The following is a 17,384-nucleotide window of genomic DNA, read 5'->3' on the forward strand; positions in this document are numbered from 1 at the left end:
GCCAATGAATAGTTTTCAAGCTCAAATTCTAACTCCGGAAGGTTCACTTTTTGATGGTGAGGTAACCGGAGTACGTGTACCCGGTGAAATGGGTAGTTTCGAAGTCAAAGCTCTTCACGCAAACATTATTTCATCTTTAGTGGTAGGAGATATTCTTATCCGCAAAGCTAGCGGTGAAGAAAAGCAGTTTGCTGTTACCGGTGGTTTTGTTGAGGTAGTGGATAATAAACTCACACTGCTTGCCGAAGCCGCTGAGCCGATTGAGGAAATTGATGTTGAGCGCGCCAAACGAGCTAAAGAACGAGCCCGTAAACGTCTGGAATCGCAAGATTCTGACATCGACAAAAAGCGGGCAGAAAAGGCGCTGGACCGTGCAGAAAACCGTATCAAGCTATCGGCTGATATATCAACAACTACTCAAACAGAATAGCTTTATACATAATACATTTTGATAATTTCTTAAAGGCGATCTCTCATTCGGGGAGATCGCCTTTATTATTTTTATAGCCTTTCAAAAGTTATATAGTAAAAGAATTGAAATTTAGTTCATGATACCTTTGGAAAGATTTTACTATGCGTCGACGTTACTTTGAATGTTTTGCAGAAAGGTATTGTAAGTGAATTAGCTGACAGGCCTAAGAAGGTATTGTTGATGAAAGTAGATATTAATCAGGTAAATCAGCGTAATCGGTGTTCCTTACCACCCGATACGTCCGGTGCCGGTTTCACCTTGATCTACACTATCGGGATCTTCAGGCATTATAAAGCCTGGAGGCGATTCGAAGGGTTCATAGCTCCAGGGCGCTTCAGGATCGTCGGTAGCCCGGTTGATAAAGTCGCCCACAATAGGCAGTGCCGACCGAGCTCCCTGTCCGATATAAGTATCTTGAGGAAAACGAATCATACGATTTTCGCCCCCCACCCAGGCACCCATCGTGATGTGAGGCATCATTGCTACAAACCAGTTGTCGGCACTGTTTTGGGTTGTCCCGGTTTTGCCGGCAACATCCTGACGGACATTATATACATTGCGAAGTCGAACACCGGTACCGTGATAGCCTTCCCCACCGCGGATTACTCCACGCATCATATCTACCATCATATAAGCAGTCTCAGGACTGATAACCTCCTGTTGATATTCGGGATGATATTCTTTTATGATATTTCCTTCCTTATCCTCAATATGTGTAATTGCAATGGGATCTATATGCACACCCTTATTGGCAAATGTGGTGTAAGCACTTACTAGCTCCAGCAGTGATACTTCGGCTGTGCCCAAAGCAATAGATGGATAGGGAGGAGTATTAGACATATCGATACCCAAATTCGATGCCATCTGTTTAATTTTCCGCGCAGCCGGTTCCAGATCTTCGAGGCGCGTGGTATTCGGTGCACCTGCCAGTTCCGGAAGTAGTCGTACGGTTACATTATTCAAGCTGCGGGCCAAAGCCTGTCGCAGAGGTATCATCTTTGGTCCAGATGGAATCTGCGGATCTTTAGGCTTCCAGGCTTCGCCGGAACGATTGTAGAATACACTCGGGTATTTGGAGAATTTATGGTATGGTTTGTAGCCGTTATCAATTGCTACTGTATATACAAATGGTTTGAAAGTTGACCCGGCTTGTCGTTTTGATTGATAGACGTGGTCAAATTGTACATCTCCATAATCAGATCCGCCCACCCAGGTCAAAATATTTCCATTGCTGGGATTAATTCCGACGAATCCGGCTTCCAGCCTTGTTTCGGCCCGTTTTACCGAATCCACAAAGGCACTGTCGGCCATAAGTGTGTCAAAGACAACCGACTCCTGATCGGTGTTGAATCTTGAAAAAGCATTCTTGTATCGATCTGTCTGGCGGATAAATTCTTTAAGAAAGCCGGGATACTTTTCCCAAAATTCATCCATATATTCGCCACCAGGGGAAGTCCATTCGTCTTCGTAGATGGTCTGTAATGAATCGAGCTTCGTTCTCAGAGCCTGCTCAGCATATCGTTGCAGTCGTGAATCGATAGTCGTGTAGATTGTCAGTCCGTCCGTATCCAGGTCATAGCCATTTTCAGAGGTCCACTCTTGTACTTCCCTCCGAATATATTCGCCGAAATACCGATTTTCCTGTCCCGACTTTGATGGCGGATGATAATCCAAGACAATCGGTTCATTCCTCAAATTTTGATAGACCGTTTCATTAATGAATCCATGCTGGCTCAATAGCATCATAACAACATTTCGACGCTGTTGAGCCCTTTCTTTATTTATCCGGGGATTATACAAATATACCCCTTTTAGTGCTCCTACGAGTGTTGCTGCCTCAGAAATATTCAAATCATTAGCACTTTTCCCGAAGTGAGTTTGTGCAGCAGACTCGATACCAAAAGCGCTGTTGGGAAACTCTACGGTATTTAGGTACATCTCAATAATTTCGCGCTTGGTATAGTTCTGCTCGATTTCAATGGCAGTAATCATTTCTCGCATCTTGCGGATAATCGAAAATTCACGTCCAATCTTTTTATAGAGATTACGTGCAAGCTGCTGTGTTATCGTTGATCCGCCTTGTATACGTCCATTCAGTAGATGCCAGGGTACAGCCAGTGTGCGCACCATATCGATGCCCCAATGGTTGTAAAAACGATGATCTTCGGTTGCGATCAGTGCGTTAACCACATGTGGAGAAATTTCTTCGATAGGTACATAGGTGCGGTTTTCCGTATAATAACGCTCCAGAACAACACCATCGCGACTTTTGACTTCTGAAGCGATAGCTGTATCAGGGTTCTCAAGCTCTTGAATGGAGGGGAGTCCCTGAAAAAGGTAAACAGTAAAGCCGGTTACAAAGAGAATTAAGATACCGGCTATTATGCCTGCCCATTGGAATATCTTTTTCTTCTGATGGCTCCATCCAGAGAAAAACGAGCCCTTATTCCCATCAGATTTACCATTCTGTTCATTGGCTTTTTTGCGCCGATATTCCGGATCGTTAAAATAACGATCCATATCATTGTCAAAATCTGAATTACTCATTTAGATTGTTTGCCTCAAATTGGGTTATAGAATGGCTCCCCGCACTCCACGAAACGAGAGAAATAGCATTATTATTATAAAAAGCCATCGTTCGGTATTTATAAAAACTACCTAAATTTATAAAAGTTCCGAAAGATAACTGTTTCTTACGCGGAATATGATCGTGTCCGCAGAGAATAATATCAATATCAGATTCGGCCATTACTTTTTTTGCCCAGCTGTTCAGTTTTTCTTCTTTATTTCTATTCCAATCCAGCAGGCGTGTTACACGGGAAAAATATTTCATAGCCCCAATTCCTGTCTCGGGGGGTAAGATTGTTTGAAAAATTTTTATAAACCGCTCGGAACGTAATATACGATGAAGAAGTGGTCTATTCAGATTAAATTCTGAATTTGCAAGACCGTCTCCATGTAAGGTCATTATATTAAAGCTATTCAGTGAGAAGGAATAATATTCATGTTCCAGGTAAAAGCCTCGTTCCCATAGATGTTGTCTTGTCCAGTTATCGTGGTTACCCGTGATGTAAAGTGTCGGCCCCATTTTTTTGTTAAATTCCTCAAACCTGTCCAAAAGTTCCTTTCCCAGTTTGGGAACATAATCGGGATACTCCATCCAGTAATCAAAGAGGTCACCAAGTATGGCAATGTAGATTTTGTTTTTTTGGCAATAGTTAATCAGCTGGATAAGATCTGATTCTATGTGCCTGTTTTCTTCATCTGAAAAAGCTCCCAGATGGACATCAGAGATGAATAAAATGGGAGGTTTTAATACAGGGGCATTCATCAAAAAGTACGACTACTTTTTTCGCTCAATAATAAATTTGATGAGGTCTTCGAATGACTCTCGTTCTTTTGAAGCCGGAAGAGTTGATAGTTTTTCCAGTGCCCGGCCGGCATAATCATTCATAATAGATTCGGCATACTTTATACCACCTTTGTCATGGACAAACTGCACGATCTTCTCGACATCAGATTTGCTTTTTTTACGTTTGCGCATAAGATGACGATAGCGGATTGTTTCCATCAGTGAAGCCTTATCGAGTGCCTTAATAAAAGGAAGCGTTACTTTTCGTTCCTGGATATCATTTCGTTTGGGCTTTCCGATGTCATCTACTCCATAATCAAACAGATCATCGCGAATTTGAAAAGCAATACCGGTGTTCAACCCAATGTCATACATTTTTTGATGGATATCCGGGTTATCGGATGTTGAAATAGCACCACATTCGCAACAGGCTGCTATCAGGCTGGCTGTTTTTTCTGATATTACTTTGAAGTAATATTCTTCATCCATATTAAAGAGGCTTGCTGCCTTAAACTGGCGAAGCTCACCCTCGCTCATTTTTTTGACAGCGTCAGAAAGTACTTTCAATAACTTAAATTCTTCATAATCCAACGCGGTAAGTAGTCCTTTTGAAAGCAAAAAATCTCCCAATAAAACACCGGCTTTATTTTTCCACACTTTATTAATACTCAAAAAACCACGTCTTACTTCCGCCTCATCAACTACATCATCATGAATAAGGGTAGCAGTATGAAGCAGTTCAATCATCGTTGCAGCAACATAGCTGCGTTCGGTGATATCCCCGAAAAGGCGGGCCGACATAAATACCAGGGTAGGGCGAATTTCTTTTCCTTTTTGTCGGAGCAGGTATTGAACTATTTTATCCAGTACAAAAACATCTGTCCGCAGTGATTCTTTATAGAAAGAGCGGAATTCGCGAAGGTTGTCCGAAACAGGGCTGGTAATTTCACCCAGCGTTTTCTTGTCCTTCCTTTTAAAATTTGTAGCTTGTTCTAATTGAGTATCAATCATCTACCTGGTAAAAAGGTTTCTTCCGGATTGGAGATGAATACGAATCAAATCTCCAGAATGCTTTTTTAAATAAACATCGTGAAGAAGCCTTTAATATACTTGTCTGTGATGACCTTCTCCACATCCTTTTTTTAATGGATATAAAATTAGTATTTAATTATCAGGGATATCTTATCTGCAGGATTTTTTAAAGAACTTCAGTAGTTAATGATTATTGAAATCAAAAAAGTTTGTAGTCGTTCTGCGAGGATCGAAGCTATCAACTATCAGTTGTCAGCTGACCATCGATCTGCGGGAGTTTTATTCTGAAAAACAACCTCTTAGCATCTGTCAAAAATTAACTGGAATCTCGTTTTAGAATAACCTTTCTTAACATTTTCGCAAATATAACAACAAAGAGTTCTAAAAGATCTCACGAATTTGGATTTTAGGTAATATTCAGCTTTAATTATTGCTGAATTTTCATGGGGTTGTAATGTAAATCCATACAATTATTGAGGGAAAATGATTAAGGCAGACTTAAGCAGGGCTAAATCGTTTTTGACAGATAATGAATTTGAGCAGGCTTTTCAGGAAGCGGAAAAATCTCTGCAGCTTATAAAAAGTAAAAGTGGAGAGGGAGCCGAATGGCTTGGTTGGCGGACACTGCTTGCAGATCCTAATGATGCCGAGCTGGAGCAGATTGACCGGTTGGCAAATACGATCCGCGAACAGGCTGATGTTTTCATCGTCTGTGGAATCGGGGGATCTTATTTAGGAGCACGGGCTGTCATTGAAGCATTATCTTCATTTTTTGGGGGCGACGGACCCGAAATTTTGTATGCTGGTCACCACATGAGTGGTAAATATGTGAAAGAGCTCCTTTCATATTTAGAGGAGCCTAATGCCGAAGGTGAGCCCAAAAGTGTGTTTGTAAATGTGATCTCAAAATCGGGCACAACACTCGAGACCGCTTTGTCTTTCCGGGTCATTCGCAAGTGGATGACCGACCATTTTCCGGAAGATGTGAATGATCGTATTATCTGTACCACCAGTGACAAGGGAGGAGCACTCAATAAGCTGATTGATGAACACGGATACAAGAAATTTGTAATTCCCGATGATGTAGGTGGTCGATTTTCTGTATTAACACCGGTTGGTCTGTTTCCTGTTGCTGTGGCTGGCATTGATATTCGTACTCTTTTTTATGAGGCCGTTTCTAAATTTGAAGAGCTGGAAAATGATCCGGAAGCCGCACTGAATTATGCCGCATTAAAATATGCACTCTTTCAACAGGATAAGACTGTAGATGTAATTACATCATTCGAGCCGCAACTGAAAGCGCTGGGCGGCTGGCTGCAGCAGCTATTTGGTGAGAGTGAGGGTAAAGACGGCAAGGGCATGTTTCCGGCTTTAGCGGGGTATTCGACCGATTTACACAGCATTGGCCAGTTTTTGCAGGATGGTCCTCGTACGATGATAGAAACATTTATTCGGATCGAAACTGCACCAAAAGATTTTAACGTTGGTAAAACTGCCGGCGATCATGACGGACTTAACTATTTGGCCGGACGGTCCTTTCATGGTATCAACACAGATGCTTTTCAGGGAACGCTCCAGGCACATGTTGATGGTGGTATACCCTGTATTGTGGTTACAATGGAAAAACTGAATGCACAACATATAGGTGAGTTTATTTATTTTTATGAGTTGGTGACGGCTATTTATTGTTATTGTTTGGGGGTCAATCCGTTTAACCAGCCGGGCGTCGAAGATTATAAAAGAGAAATGTATCAATTATTAGAAAAAACAAAGGGCGAATGAGTGAAGACATTAATAGTCATTTACCAGACGATACAGAATCAGACGATTTAAAGTTTATTGCTGTTGCGGGTAATATCGGGGCCGGCAAATCATCATTGACCGGGTTGTTGGCTAAGCATTTTGGGTGGGAGCCATTTTATGAATCGGTCGATGATAATCCTTATCTGTCGGATTTTTATGAAGATATGCGTCGGTGGAGCTTTAATCTGCAAATATATTTCTTATCCAGCCGCTTTCGTCATCAAAAACAGATGCTTGAAAAGGAGGGGAAATTCGTTCAGGATCGTACGATCTATGAAGATGTCGAAATCTTTGCCAAGAACCTGCATGAAATGGGTTTGATGAGCGATCGAGACTTTGAAAATTACCAGGCGTTGTTTACAGAGATGACAAATTATCTGCAAGAACCGAGCTTGCTTATCTATATTCGTGCGCAGGTTCCGACACTTGTTCAGCAAATTCAGCAGCGGGGACGCGACTACGAAAACACCATTCGAATAGAATATTTAGAACGATTGAATCGTTTGTACGAGGACTGGATACAGCGTTATCCACATGAAAAGCTGATAATTGATACTGATGATCTCGACTTTGTCAATAATGACGAAGATTTGGGGCGAATTATTGAACTGGTTGAACAACGACTTTTTGGGTTGTTTAATTGATTGCAGGTAAATTCAAATATTCATATTTTTGCGCACTATTAGATTATGTCAAAACTTGAATTTAACATTGTTGAAATACCCGAGGGAGAAAGCCAGCAAGTTGTTGGTTTAACCGAGGAGGATCTGGATCTATCTCCCCACGAGTTTAGAGGCGGAGAAGTCCATCTGCAGTTTTATCGGGCCCTCCATTTTATTCGGGTTAATTTCCACGTAGATTCGGATGTGGAATTGACATGCGATCGTTCGTTGGAGTCTTACATACAACCGGTTGATTCAGATTACGAGGTTGTATTTAAGGTAGATGTTCAGGAAGAAAAAGAAGATGAAAACGGGGCCGTACGACGCTTTGATTTTTCAACAAATACGTTAAATGTCGAAGACGAGGTCCGCGATACTATTTTCCTGAATATTCCAATTAAGAAGTTACATCCGAAGTTTTTGGATGAAGAAGGAAACCCAAAAGATTTCGAAACGAAGTCGTTTGGTAATGTTAAAGAAGATGAAGACACCGAGATCGCAGATTCGAGGTGGGAAAAATTAAAGGAACTGAAGAATAATTAGAAACACTATTACATAATGGCACATCCTAAACGCAGACATTCTAAATCGCGAACACAAAAAAGGCGTTCACACCACAAAATCGGGGAACCACAATTAGCGGAGTGTGATAACTGTGGAGCTTTTCATCGTTATCATCATATTTGCAAAGAATGTGGTTTCTACCGCGGTCGGCAAATCTTAGATGTGAACAAGTAATTTTATCCTAATCTCTTCTTCATGATCATTGCTGTAGATGCCGCAGGGGGCGATCATTATCCCGACAGTCCTGTAGAGGGTGCTGTCGAGGCTGTCGATGAATTATCTGGTCTTACCGTTATACTCGTCGGCCCTGAAGATATGATAAATGAAAAGCTTTCTGATTATGATTACGATCAAAAACGTCTGCTGGTAGAACATGCCCCGGAAATTATTGGGATGGATGAGTCTCCTGCTCAAGCAGTAAAGACCAAACAAAACTCTTCTATTGTAAAGGGGCTGGGGATGCAGAAAGCCGGTAAATGCGATGCATTTGTGAGTGCAGGCAATACCGGTGCGTTACTGGCTGCATCAACCTTTCTATTGGGCAAGCTTGAAGGGGTTAGCCGCCCTACAATAGCGGCTATATATCCCACAGTGAAAGGAGCACGTCTTGTGCTGGATGCAGGGGCCAATCTGGAAGTTCGCCCCGAAATGTATCTTGAATTTGCAGAAATGGGACGTATTTATGCCCGCGAAATTATGGATATTGAAGATCCACAAGTAGGGCTGTTGAATGTTGGTGAAGAACCAGAAAAAGGGACTAAAAATTTAAAGAACGCCTTTGAAAAATTACAAGGGCTATCAAATTTTATCGGCAATGTAGAAGGTCGGGATATTTTTTCTGGAAAAGCCGACGTTTTCCTCTGTAATGGTCTGGTTGGTAATATCTTGCTCAAATTCGGAGAATCAATCCCTGATGCTCTTGAAGTGTTTATTAAAAAGGGAATGCAAAAGATGCAGCTCAGTTCTGATGAAGCCAGACTGGTCGGAAAAGTTTTAAAAACGTCTCTTGCAGAATTTGATCCTGAACGGGTTGGTGGTGTTCCTTTTTTAGGTGTAGATGGTCTAAGTATGGTCGGGCATGGTAGTAGTTCACCATTAGCTATAAAAAATATGGTTTTAAATGCCGCAAAGTGTATAGATCACGATATTAATAAAAAAATCGTAGCTTCTCTTAAATAAATTACTCTCCCTTACATGGCGGAAACAAAACGTGCAGCAGTAACAGCGGTAGGTCATTACCTGCCTGAAAATATATTGACAAACCACGATCTTGAAGAGATGGTGGAGACAAATGATGAATGGATTCGCACCCGAACGGGGATTAAAGAACGACGCATTCTGAAAGACGAAGATAAGGCTACAGCCTTTATGGGAGCTGAAGCCGCTAAAGAAATATTGGAACAGCGTGGTATTTCGGCGGATGAAGTTGATACTATTATCGTTGCTACGGTTACGCCTGATTATCTGTTTCCTGCTACAGCATGTCTGGTTCAAGAGGAGATCGGTGCCAGCAATGCTTATGCTTTTGATCTTTCAGCAGCATGTTCTGGTTTTCTATACGCTCTTACTACGGGGGCAAATTTTATTGAATCCGGACGTGCCGAGAAAGTTTTAGTTATCGGATCAGATAAGATGAGTTCCATTGTCGATTATACCGATCGTTCAACCTGCATTTTATTTGGAGATGGTGCCGGAGCAGTATTACTTGAACCCTCAAAGGACGAAACCGGAATTATTGATTATATCCATCATACTGAAGGGGATACCGATTTGGCGTTATATCAGCCTGCCGGGGGAAGTTTGAATCCGGCCTCAAAAGCAACGGTGGCAAATCGCCTGCACTATGCCAAGCAAGATGGACGAACAGTTTTTAAAAAGGCAACAGTGGGTATGGCCGATGTTTCAGAAGAGATCATGGAGAAAAATGATTTGACAGCCGATGATGTAGCCTGGCTGGTACCGCATCAGGCCAATTTGCGTATCATAGATGCTACAGCTAATAGAATGGGGTTAGACAATGAAAAGGTGATGGTAAATATTGATAAATACGGTAATACCACGGCCGCAACAATACCGCTTTGTCTTTACGATTGGCAGGACAAACTTGAACATGGTGATAATTTGATTCTTGCTGCTTTTGGCGGCGGTTATACATGGGGATCGATATATCTAAAATGGGGGAATAGTTAATGAGTACAGCTTATTTGTTTCCGGGACAAGGTTCACAATCTGTTGGAATGGGACAATCTCATTATGAGGAAAATGATGAGTTTGCCTCGTATGTAGATCGGGCCAATAAAGTGCTTGGCTTTGATCTTAAGCAGATTATGTTTGAAGGTCCCGAAGAGCAGTTAAAACAAACCGAATATACACAGCCTGCCATTTTTCTGCATTCAGTGGCGTTGTTTAATACGCTGAATGCCAATCCTGATATGGTTGCCGGGCACAGCCTGGGGGAATTTTCTGCCTTGGTAGCATGTGGTGCAGTCGGTTTTGAGGATGCTTTGCGAATTGTGCGCCGCCGCGGTGAGCTTATGCAACAGGCCGGAGAAGATAATCCCGGCACAATGGCTGCAGTTATCGGAATGGATGATGAAGTTGTAGAACGTATTTGCAAGCAAGCAACTGATGAAGTCGGCAAGGAAGTGATTGCGGCAAATTATAACTGTCCCGGACAAATAGTTATTTCCGGTGATGAAGAAGCCGTAGAGAAAGCCGTGGAATTATTAAAAGAAGAAGGGTGTCGTTTGGCAAAAATGCTTCCTGTCAGTGGTGCTTTTCATTCTTCACTAATGCAATCTGCTTATGATGGTTTGAAGGAAGGACTGGAATCGCTGAAAATTTCCACCCCGAATTGTCCCATTTATAGTAATTACACTGCTGAACCGACAACAGATCCTGAAGAAATCCGATCGAATCTGTTAAACCAGTTGCTTAACCCTGTGCGATGGACACAAACATTGCAGAATATGAGTGAAAATGGGGCCGACTCATTTGTGGAAGTGGGCCCGGGCAATGTTTTACAGGGGTTGGTCAAGCGTACTCTTGATGATGTAAAAATCGATGGCTATCAATAAATGTTTCTTTATAGCTTAACAACAGGATGATTTTTGGTTTAAAGTTTTGGCAAATATAATTTCACTCCGGCAAGAATAGTCCCATCACCGACAGTAGTCAGGACAGGCTTGAAGGGGACTTTCGAGTGGATTACCCGAAAGACGGGGGGGTGTGAAAATACATTTTAAAATTAGTGGATTAATTATGAGTTTATCACTTGAAGGGAAAACAGCATTGGTCACTGGCGGCAGCCGTGGAATCGGTCGATCTATTGCATTAACTTTAGCTGGTTACGGAGCCGATGTTGCTATCACTTTCAGAAGTTCTGAAGATGCGGCCAATGAGGTTAAAGAAGAAATCGAAGCCAAAGGACGTAAAGCGAAAGCGATTCAAGCTGATGCCGCCAGCTATGATGCAGCAGAAAAAGTTATAAATGATCTCACTAACGATTGGGAAAAGCTGGATATCGTAGTCAATAACGCCGGCATCACCCGTGATAATTTGATCCTGCGCATGAGCGAAGATGATTGGGATCAGGTTATAGAGACAAATTTAAAAAGCATCTTCAATTACAGTAAAGCTGTAACAAAGCCGATGATGCGGAATCGGGGCGGATCAATTATTAACATCAGTTCTGTTGTAGGGCTCGGTGGAAATGCAGGACAAAGTAATTACGCAGCATCAAAAGCGGGTATCGTAGGATTTACGAAATCATATGCAAAAGAATTGGCTTCCCGTAATATCCGCGCCAACGTAGTAGCACCGGGGTATATAACCACAGAAATGACCGATGAACTTGATGAAAAAGTTTTAGAAGCTATAAAAGAAGAAACTCCTTTAAACCGGGCTGGTGATGCAGAAGAAGTGGCAAATACGGTATTGTTTTTAGCTTCTGATCTCAGTTCTTACATTACCGGTGAAACAATTCGTGTTGATGGTGGTATGGGCATGTGAGGTTTAATATGGCACATCTGTTTAAGCAATAATGGGATGTGTATTTTTACTAATTTAAATTGTATTTTCAGCCCATACTTTATGGCAGTTAGCTCTAAATTAAATTTTAATTAACAAAAAACAAGCTAAATAAATAGTTATGGCACAAGACGTTGAATCAAAAGTAAAAACAATTATCGTTGACAAGTTAGGTGTTGATGAATCAGAAGTAACCCATGATGCAAATTTCACGAATGATTTGGGTGCTGATTCTCTTGACACTGTTGAGCTCATTATGGAATTTGAAAAAGAATTTGATATCAGCATTCCTGATGAAGATGCAGAAAACATTGCAACTGTCGGTAACGCTGTAGAATATCTACAAGAGAAAGTAAGTTAATCCAATTTATACGCTAAACCCTTTAGCATGTCAAATCGTAGAGTAGTCATTACCGGAATCGGTGCCCTTACCCCTGTAGGTAAGACGGCACCTGATTTCTGGAATGGATTAGTATCAGGAAAGAGTGGTGCTGAACCGATAGAACATTTCGATACCGAAGACTTTCCTACAAAATTTGCGGCCCAAATCCCTGAGTATGACGAGCTTGATTATTTCGATCGCAAAGAGGCTCGCCGTCTGGACAAGGTGTGTCAGTATGCTCTTATAGCTGCTGACGAAGCCATCGAAGATACGGGGCTTAATCTGGATAACATCAATCGAGATGATGTAGCCGTAATTGTAGGAACGGGCATCGGAGGTATGATCACTTTTTATGATCAATCCATTTCATTTCATGAACACGGCCCCAGAGGTGTATCTCCATTTTTTATACCTAAGCTGATTCCGGATATGGTAGCGGGGCAAATTTCGATTAAGTATGGATTTAAAGGCCCAAACTTTTGCGCGGTTTCAGCCTGTGCAACCGGTTCGCATAACATTGCTTTGGCCTATGATTCGATTCAGCAGGGGCAGTGCGATATGGCCGTATCCGGCGGTTCAGAGGCTCCGATCTCACGTATCGGAGTAGCGGGCTTTACTTCTATGAAGGCTATGTCTACGCGCAATGATGATCCCCAGACTGCATCAAGACCATTCGACAAAGACAGAGATGGCTTTGTACTTGGTGAAGGATCGGCAATATTATTTCTCGAAGAACTTGAGCATGCTAAAGAACGTGGTGCACAAATATACGGCGAAATTGTGGGATATGGTTTTTCTGCGGATGCTCATCATATTACCGCACCGGATCCCGACGGTGAAGGTGTTATTCTTGCATTGAATCGGGCGTTGGATTCTGCCGGTATAACAACAGAAGATGTGGATCACATTAATATGCATGGCACTTCTACACCACTCGGTGATATCGCTGAGACAAACTCTATCAAAAAAGTGTTTGGAGATCATGCTTATGAAATTAATCATAACTCCACAAAGTCAATGACCGGCCATTCACTTGGAGCTGCAGGGGCGATGGAAGCTCTTGCTACTGTATTGACTACCTATCACGGTATGATTCCACCCACCATTAATTTTGAAACTCCGGATCCGGAGTGTGATCTAAATTATACATTCAACGAGGCTGAAGTCCGTGATGTAAGATATGCTCTGAATAACGCTTTCGGATTTGGTGGACACAATACTACGCTTGTCTTTAAAAAGTTCGAAGAGTAATTAATGTTTGATCAACTCAGGTCATATTTTAAATCTGACAGAGAGTTACCACCTGAGCAAGAAGAGCGTATAAAAGAATTAGAAGGGATTATCGATACTTCTATTGATAATCCCTTTATTTATATCAGAGCATTGCGACATCGTTCTACACTGGTGGATGATAACTTCACCAGCACTGATTCGTATGAGCGTCTTGAATTTTTGGGAGATGCTGTTCTGGATCTCATCGTAACTGAAATTATCTTTGATCTTTTCCCAAATAAGAATGAAGGATTTCTGACAAAATTACGCGCAAAACTCGTTAAGGGAGATACTCTGGCTATGTATGCTCGTAAATTAGAGCTGTATGACCTGATGCTGTTGGGCGAACGTGTAAAAGGACAAGGAATCGAACATTCCAAGAGCGTTTTGTCGGATGTGTTTGAGGCTCTTGTAGGTGCTTTATATGTAGATATCGGATATAAATCGACTTCAAAGTTTGTTCGCCGGGTTATTGAAGAGCATGTTGATTTCGATAAAATTATCGGTATGCTGGATAACTATAAAAGCTTGTTATTGGAATTTGCACAAGCCAATCGTATGCAAATACCTACCTATACAGTTATATCAGAAGAGGGGCCTGGCCATGACAAAACATTTGGAGTGGAGGTATACGTGGATGGCAAACCGATGGCTAAAGGAAAAGGGAAGAGTAAGAAAGAAGCTGAACAAAGAGCTGCCAAAAAAGCTTTGGAGATTTTAGAAAGTTAGTTTTGGGTCAGCTGACAACGAAGCTTTTCTTGTAATAAAAATTCTTACAATTAATGCATAGAATTAATTATAAAAAAGGGGAAATACGTTTATTATAATCTATAAGGTATTTTCACAATAAGTTCTATTTATTTATAGACAAATGCAGATCCTACATACCCGCCTACTATCAAAAATTGATATCTCAAAAAAAGAAGGTTACCTAATACTAAAGTTAAAAGAAGCGCTTACAGATTCCGAGTTTACCGAATTACAAAACCTTGTACTCCAAAAAGTTTCAGAGAATTCTGCTACAGGTGTAATTCTCAATTTGAGTGAATTGATGGTAATAGATTCTTTTACAACTAAGATACTTCAAGATCTTGCATATTCAACCGCTTGTATGGAACGGCCTTTGATTTTAGTTGGTGTAAAGGATCATATTACTGAAGTCATGGAGAAACAAGGATTACATTTAAACAATGAACTAATTGAAAAAAGTAAGAACATTACAGAAGCTATTTCCCGATAAAAAATCAACTATTCGATCATTTTCCAACGATTGTCTGACCTACTCCATTAATTTTTTGCAATATTCGGTTTTTTGGAAAAAATAGGTTGTGTTCGAATTCAAACAGTAATAAATTAATGGTGATTGTAAGTAGTTAATCTTTTACAACACTGATAGATTTGCTAAAGAGAGTTTTTCACGGCTGCAGCCGAGAGAAATATGAATAGAGAGAGTAGAAAAATGCCAGTTGCGGCATATCATTTATGGATATTCAAAATAGCAGTGAAAAAAGTAGCAGAATATTATCAGAAAAAAACTTTTCTCTGGAATCAGAAAATGATCTGATTAAGATTCGAAAATTTGGACGAGAACTGGCTAAGAATTCGGGCTACAAACCGATTGATCAGACAATAATTGCAACAGCTATTTCAGAAATTTGTAGAAATGTCCTGCAATATGCTGGTAGTGGTCGGGTAAAGGTCGAAAAGAGAGAAAATGATAAAGTATGTATAGTTATAATTGTAGAAGATTCCGGACCGGGGATTGATAATGTTCAGGAAGCTTTGAAAGAAGGTTTTTCAAGCAAGGAAGGACTGGGTATCGGATTGTCTGGTACAAGAGAAATAATGGATGAATTTGAGATCCAGTCGACTGTTGGAAAAGGAACGACTGTAGAAATGTGCAAGTATATAGAAGAGGAGGAGTAATTGAGGCTTATTCCTGATTGAAGATAAGTTTTTGTACTCAATAAGAGAAAGTAAAGAGGGAATGGAAGTGGAAATTGATGAAGTTAAATCTACTTACGTGGAGGGGCTTAAACAATATTTAAGCACTCAAAATGAGGTATGGCTCTCTGAGGCTTTTGAACAAAGTCAGTCGGCGTTAAAAGAGGGGATAAATGGGCTTGACCTGATTAGTCTTCATCATGAAGCATTGGCTATTGCAATTAGAGAAAGTGCTGATCTCAACCTGGAATCTATTATCGAACTTGCTTCGACTTATCTGATAGAGTGGATGATAGCATATGATGTGAAGGTCAGGGGTTTTCGTAGATTGGTTAATCAGCTGAATGAGAAAAATAACAGACTAAAAAGGGAAATCGATCAGCGAAAGCAGGTACAAGAGGAGTTAGAAGAAAGTAAAGAATATTTCCAATCACTTATAGAAAATTCTCACGATATTATTACTGTTCTTGATGAGGAAGGAAATGTATGCTACGATACACCTTCGGTATATCGCATTTTAGGTTATAACCAAAGGGAATTAGTGGGTAATAATATTTTTGAATTTGTTCATCCTAAAGATTTAACAGAGGTGAAGAAGGCCTTTTATGATGCTATAGATGAGTCGGGAAAGTTAGTATCGGTTGAATTTCGATTTCAACATAAAGATGGAAACTGGATTTACCTGGAAAGTCTTGCCAAGCATGTTCCTGATACTCCCGAGGGTTCTTCTGTAATTGTTAATTCACGGGATGTAACCAGCAGACATCAACGTGTTCGAAAACTTAACGAGCAGCGAATAAAGTTAACAGAAGCGCAAGAAATTGCCAAGGTGGGAAGTTGGGAGTGGGATGTTAATGGCTCACAACTTATTTGGTCTGATGAGGTATACCGAATTTTTGAATTAGAAAAAGAAAACTTTGATCTGGATTACGACACCTATGCTTCTCATATCCATCCCGAGGATAAAAATCGGGTAGAAGAAGAAATAAAACAAGCTTATGAAAACAAGGAATCTTTTGCATTGGAACATAGAATTATTAGAGGAGATGGGGAGCAGCGACACGTTTCATGTAGGGGACGCACAATATCAGGAAATGATGAGTCTCTAAAGATGATCGGTACAATTCAGGATATTACCGAACAAAAGGAAAGAGAAAAACAATTAGAAGTATACAGTGAGAAACTTCGTGAGTTATCGGAACGAATTGAGAGGACACGTGAAGAAGAACGTACGAGAATAGCACGTGAAATTCATGATGAACTGGGGCAGATGTTGACTGTGTTAAAGATAGATATGTCGTTGTGCAATGAAGCTGTTAAAAGAAGAGTATCTGAAGAGTTGAATGATTTCGTCGACAAGGAGATGCATCAGATGATGAATCGTGTTAATACTATTATCGAGTCTGTACATACTATCACTACGAAATTACGCCCCGAAGTTTTAGATGACTTGGAAATAACCGAAGCTATTGAATGGCAAGCTAAAGAATTAGCAGACCGAGTTGGTTTATTTGTGGAGTTTGATTCGTCTTTGGATAATACAACTGATATAAGTGACGAACAGAAAACAACTTTGTTCCGAATATTTCAGGAGGCAATGAATAATATTGTGCGTCATGCTGAGGCTACAAAAGTAAAAGTAGATTTCAAAAAAGATAGCGGCAACCTGTTATTGATCATAAAAGATGATGGAATTGGCATTACGCAAAAAGAGATAAATGCCCGGTCTTCTTTCGGGTTGATCGGAATGAGGGAACGAGCACGATTTTTAGGAGGAGATATATATATTGATTCAGAAAAGGAGCAAGGAACTCAAATAACAGTTAAAATCCCATTAATCGATAATCGTGAATAAATACTAAGGTGGAAATA

Annotated in this window: 18 protein-coding genes; 15 read left to right on the top strand and 3 right to left on the bottom strand. The window is 40.7% G+C overall.

Annotation, left to right across the window (positions count from 1 at the left end; translation table 11 throughout):
* Positions 1 to 4 precede the first annotated feature (4 nt).
* A complete protein-coding gene (gene atpC / locus ACT3ID_RS05835; protein WP_491541057.1) occupies positions 5 to 430 on the top strand; it encodes an ATP synthase F1 subunit epsilon in 426 nt (141 codons plus the stop codon).
* 267 nt (positions 431 to 697) lie between these two features.
* Here the strand turns inward: atpC and ACT3ID_RS05840 are convergent, their stop codons facing one another.
* The 3 genes from ACT3ID_RS05840 to ACT3ID_RS05850 are packed head-to-tail and all read right to left on the bottom strand — an operon-like array spanning position 698 to position 4,835.
* A complete protein-coding gene (locus tag ACT3ID_RS05840; protein WP_491541058.1) occupies positions 698 to 3,019 on the bottom strand; it encodes a penicillin-binding protein 1A in 2,322 nt (773 codons plus the stop codon).
* Complete coding sequence (locus tag ACT3ID_RS05845) at positions 3,012 to 3,803, bottom strand: UDP-2,3-diacylglucosamine diphosphatase (protein ID WP_491541059.1); 792 nt, start codon at positions 3,801 to 3,803, stop codon at positions 3,012 to 3,014. Before ACT3ID_RS05845 ends, ACT3ID_RS05840 begins: the two co-directional genes overlap by 8 nt.
* Before the next feature lie 12 nt (positions 3,804 to 3,815).
* A complete protein-coding gene (locus ACT3ID_RS05850) occupies positions 3,816 to 4,835 on the bottom strand; it encodes a polyprenyl synthetase family protein (RefSeq protein WP_491541060.1) in 1,020 nt (339 codons plus the stop codon).
* 504 nt (positions 4,836 to 5,339) lie between these two features.
* Here ACT3ID_RS05850 and ACT3ID_RS05855 point away from each other — a divergent pair.
* From ACT3ID_RS05855 to ACT3ID_RS05920, 14 genes are all read left to right on the top strand, one after another.
* Complete coding sequence (locus ACT3ID_RS05855; RefSeq protein ID WP_491541061.1) at positions 5,340 to 6,638, top strand: glucose-6-phosphate isomerase; 1,299 nt, start codon at positions 5,340 to 5,342, stop codon at positions 6,636 to 6,638.
* Entirely contained in the window at positions 6,635 to 7,303 is a 669-nt protein-coding gene (locus tag ACT3ID_RS05860) for a deoxynucleoside kinase (RefSeq protein WP_491541062.1), read from the top strand. The genes ACT3ID_RS05855 and ACT3ID_RS05860 overlap by 4 nt, the downstream gene beginning before the upstream one ends.
* A 45-nt stretch (positions 7,304 to 7,348) precedes the next feature.
* Positions 7,349 to 7,864, top strand: coding sequence for a YceD family protein (locus ACT3ID_RS05865; protein WP_491541063.1), 516 nt, complete (start codon positions 7,349 to 7,351; stop codon positions 7,862 to 7,864).
* Positions 7,865 to 7,879: 15 nt separating this feature from the next.
* On the top strand, positions 7,880 to 8,059 hold the full coding sequence (rpmF, locus tag ACT3ID_RS05870) for a 50S ribosomal protein L32 (RefSeq protein ID WP_491541064.1): 180 nt from the start codon (positions 7,880 to 7,882) through the stop codon (positions 8,057 to 8,059).
* 21 nt (positions 8,060 to 8,080) lie between these two features.
* Complete coding sequence (plsX, locus tag ACT3ID_RS05875; RefSeq protein WP_491541065.1) at positions 8,081 to 9,064, top strand: phosphate acyltransferase PlsX; 984 nt, start codon at positions 8,081 to 8,083, stop codon at positions 9,062 to 9,064.
* A gap of 15 nt (positions 9,065 to 9,079) precedes the next feature.
* Entirely contained in the window at positions 9,080 to 10,075 is a 996-nt protein-coding gene (locus ACT3ID_RS05880) for a beta-ketoacyl-ACP synthase III (protein ID WP_491541066.1), read from the top strand.
* The gene (fabD, locus tag ACT3ID_RS05885; RefSeq protein WP_491541067.1) at positions 10,075 to 10,962 is read left to right on the top strand and encodes an ACP S-malonyltransferase; all 888 of its coding nucleotides are present in this window, start codon (positions 10,075 to 10,077) and stop codon (positions 10,960 to 10,962) included. Before ACT3ID_RS05880 ends, fabD begins: the two co-directional genes overlap by 1 nt.
* A gap of 184 nt (positions 10,963 to 11,146) precedes the next feature.
* Positions 11,147 to 11,896, top strand: a complete 750-nt coding sequence (fabG, locus tag ACT3ID_RS05890; protein WP_491541068.1) for a 3-oxoacyl-[acyl-carrier-protein] reductase — start codon at positions 11,147 to 11,149, stop codon at positions 11,894 to 11,896.
* Positions 11,897 to 12,035: 139 nt separating this feature from the next.
* Positions 12,036 to 12,275: an acyl carrier protein gene (locus ACT3ID_RS05895; RefSeq protein ID WP_491541069.1), complete on the top strand. Its 240-nt coding sequence runs from the start codon at positions 12,036 to 12,038 to the stop codon at positions 12,273 to 12,275.
* Between the two features lie 27 nt (positions 12,276 to 12,302).
* On the top strand, positions 12,303 to 13,547 hold the full coding sequence (gene fabF / locus ACT3ID_RS05900) for a beta-ketoacyl-ACP synthase II (RefSeq protein ID WP_491541070.1): 1,245 nt from the start codon (positions 12,303 to 12,305) through the stop codon (positions 13,545 to 13,547).
* Positions 13,548 to 13,550: 3 nt separating this feature from the next.
* Positions 13,551 to 14,297 (top strand): ribonuclease III, encoded by a 747-nt coding sequence (gene rnc, locus ACT3ID_RS05905; RefSeq protein WP_491541071.1) that lies wholly within the window; start codon positions 13,551 to 13,553, stop codon positions 14,295 to 14,297.
* 142 nt (positions 14,298 to 14,439) lie between these two features.
* Positions 14,440 to 14,808 (top strand): STAS domain-containing protein, encoded by a 369-nt coding sequence (locus ACT3ID_RS05910; protein ID WP_491541072.1) that lies wholly within the window; start codon positions 14,440 to 14,442, stop codon positions 14,806 to 14,808.
* Between the two features lie 242 nt (positions 14,809 to 15,050).
* Positions 15,051 to 15,494: an anti-sigma regulatory factor gene (locus ACT3ID_RS05915; protein ID WP_491541073.1), complete on the top strand. Its 444-nt coding sequence runs from the start codon at positions 15,051 to 15,053 to the stop codon at positions 15,492 to 15,494.
* Between the two features lie 31 nt (positions 15,495 to 15,525).
* Complete coding sequence (locus ACT3ID_RS05920) at positions 15,526 to 17,367, top strand: PAS domain-containing protein (RefSeq protein ID WP_491541074.1); 1,842 nt, start codon at positions 15,526 to 15,528, stop codon at positions 17,365 to 17,367.
* Positions 17,368 to 17,384: the final 17 nt, after the last annotated feature.

This window comes from Fodinibius sp. GM108 (assembly GCF_058386985.1).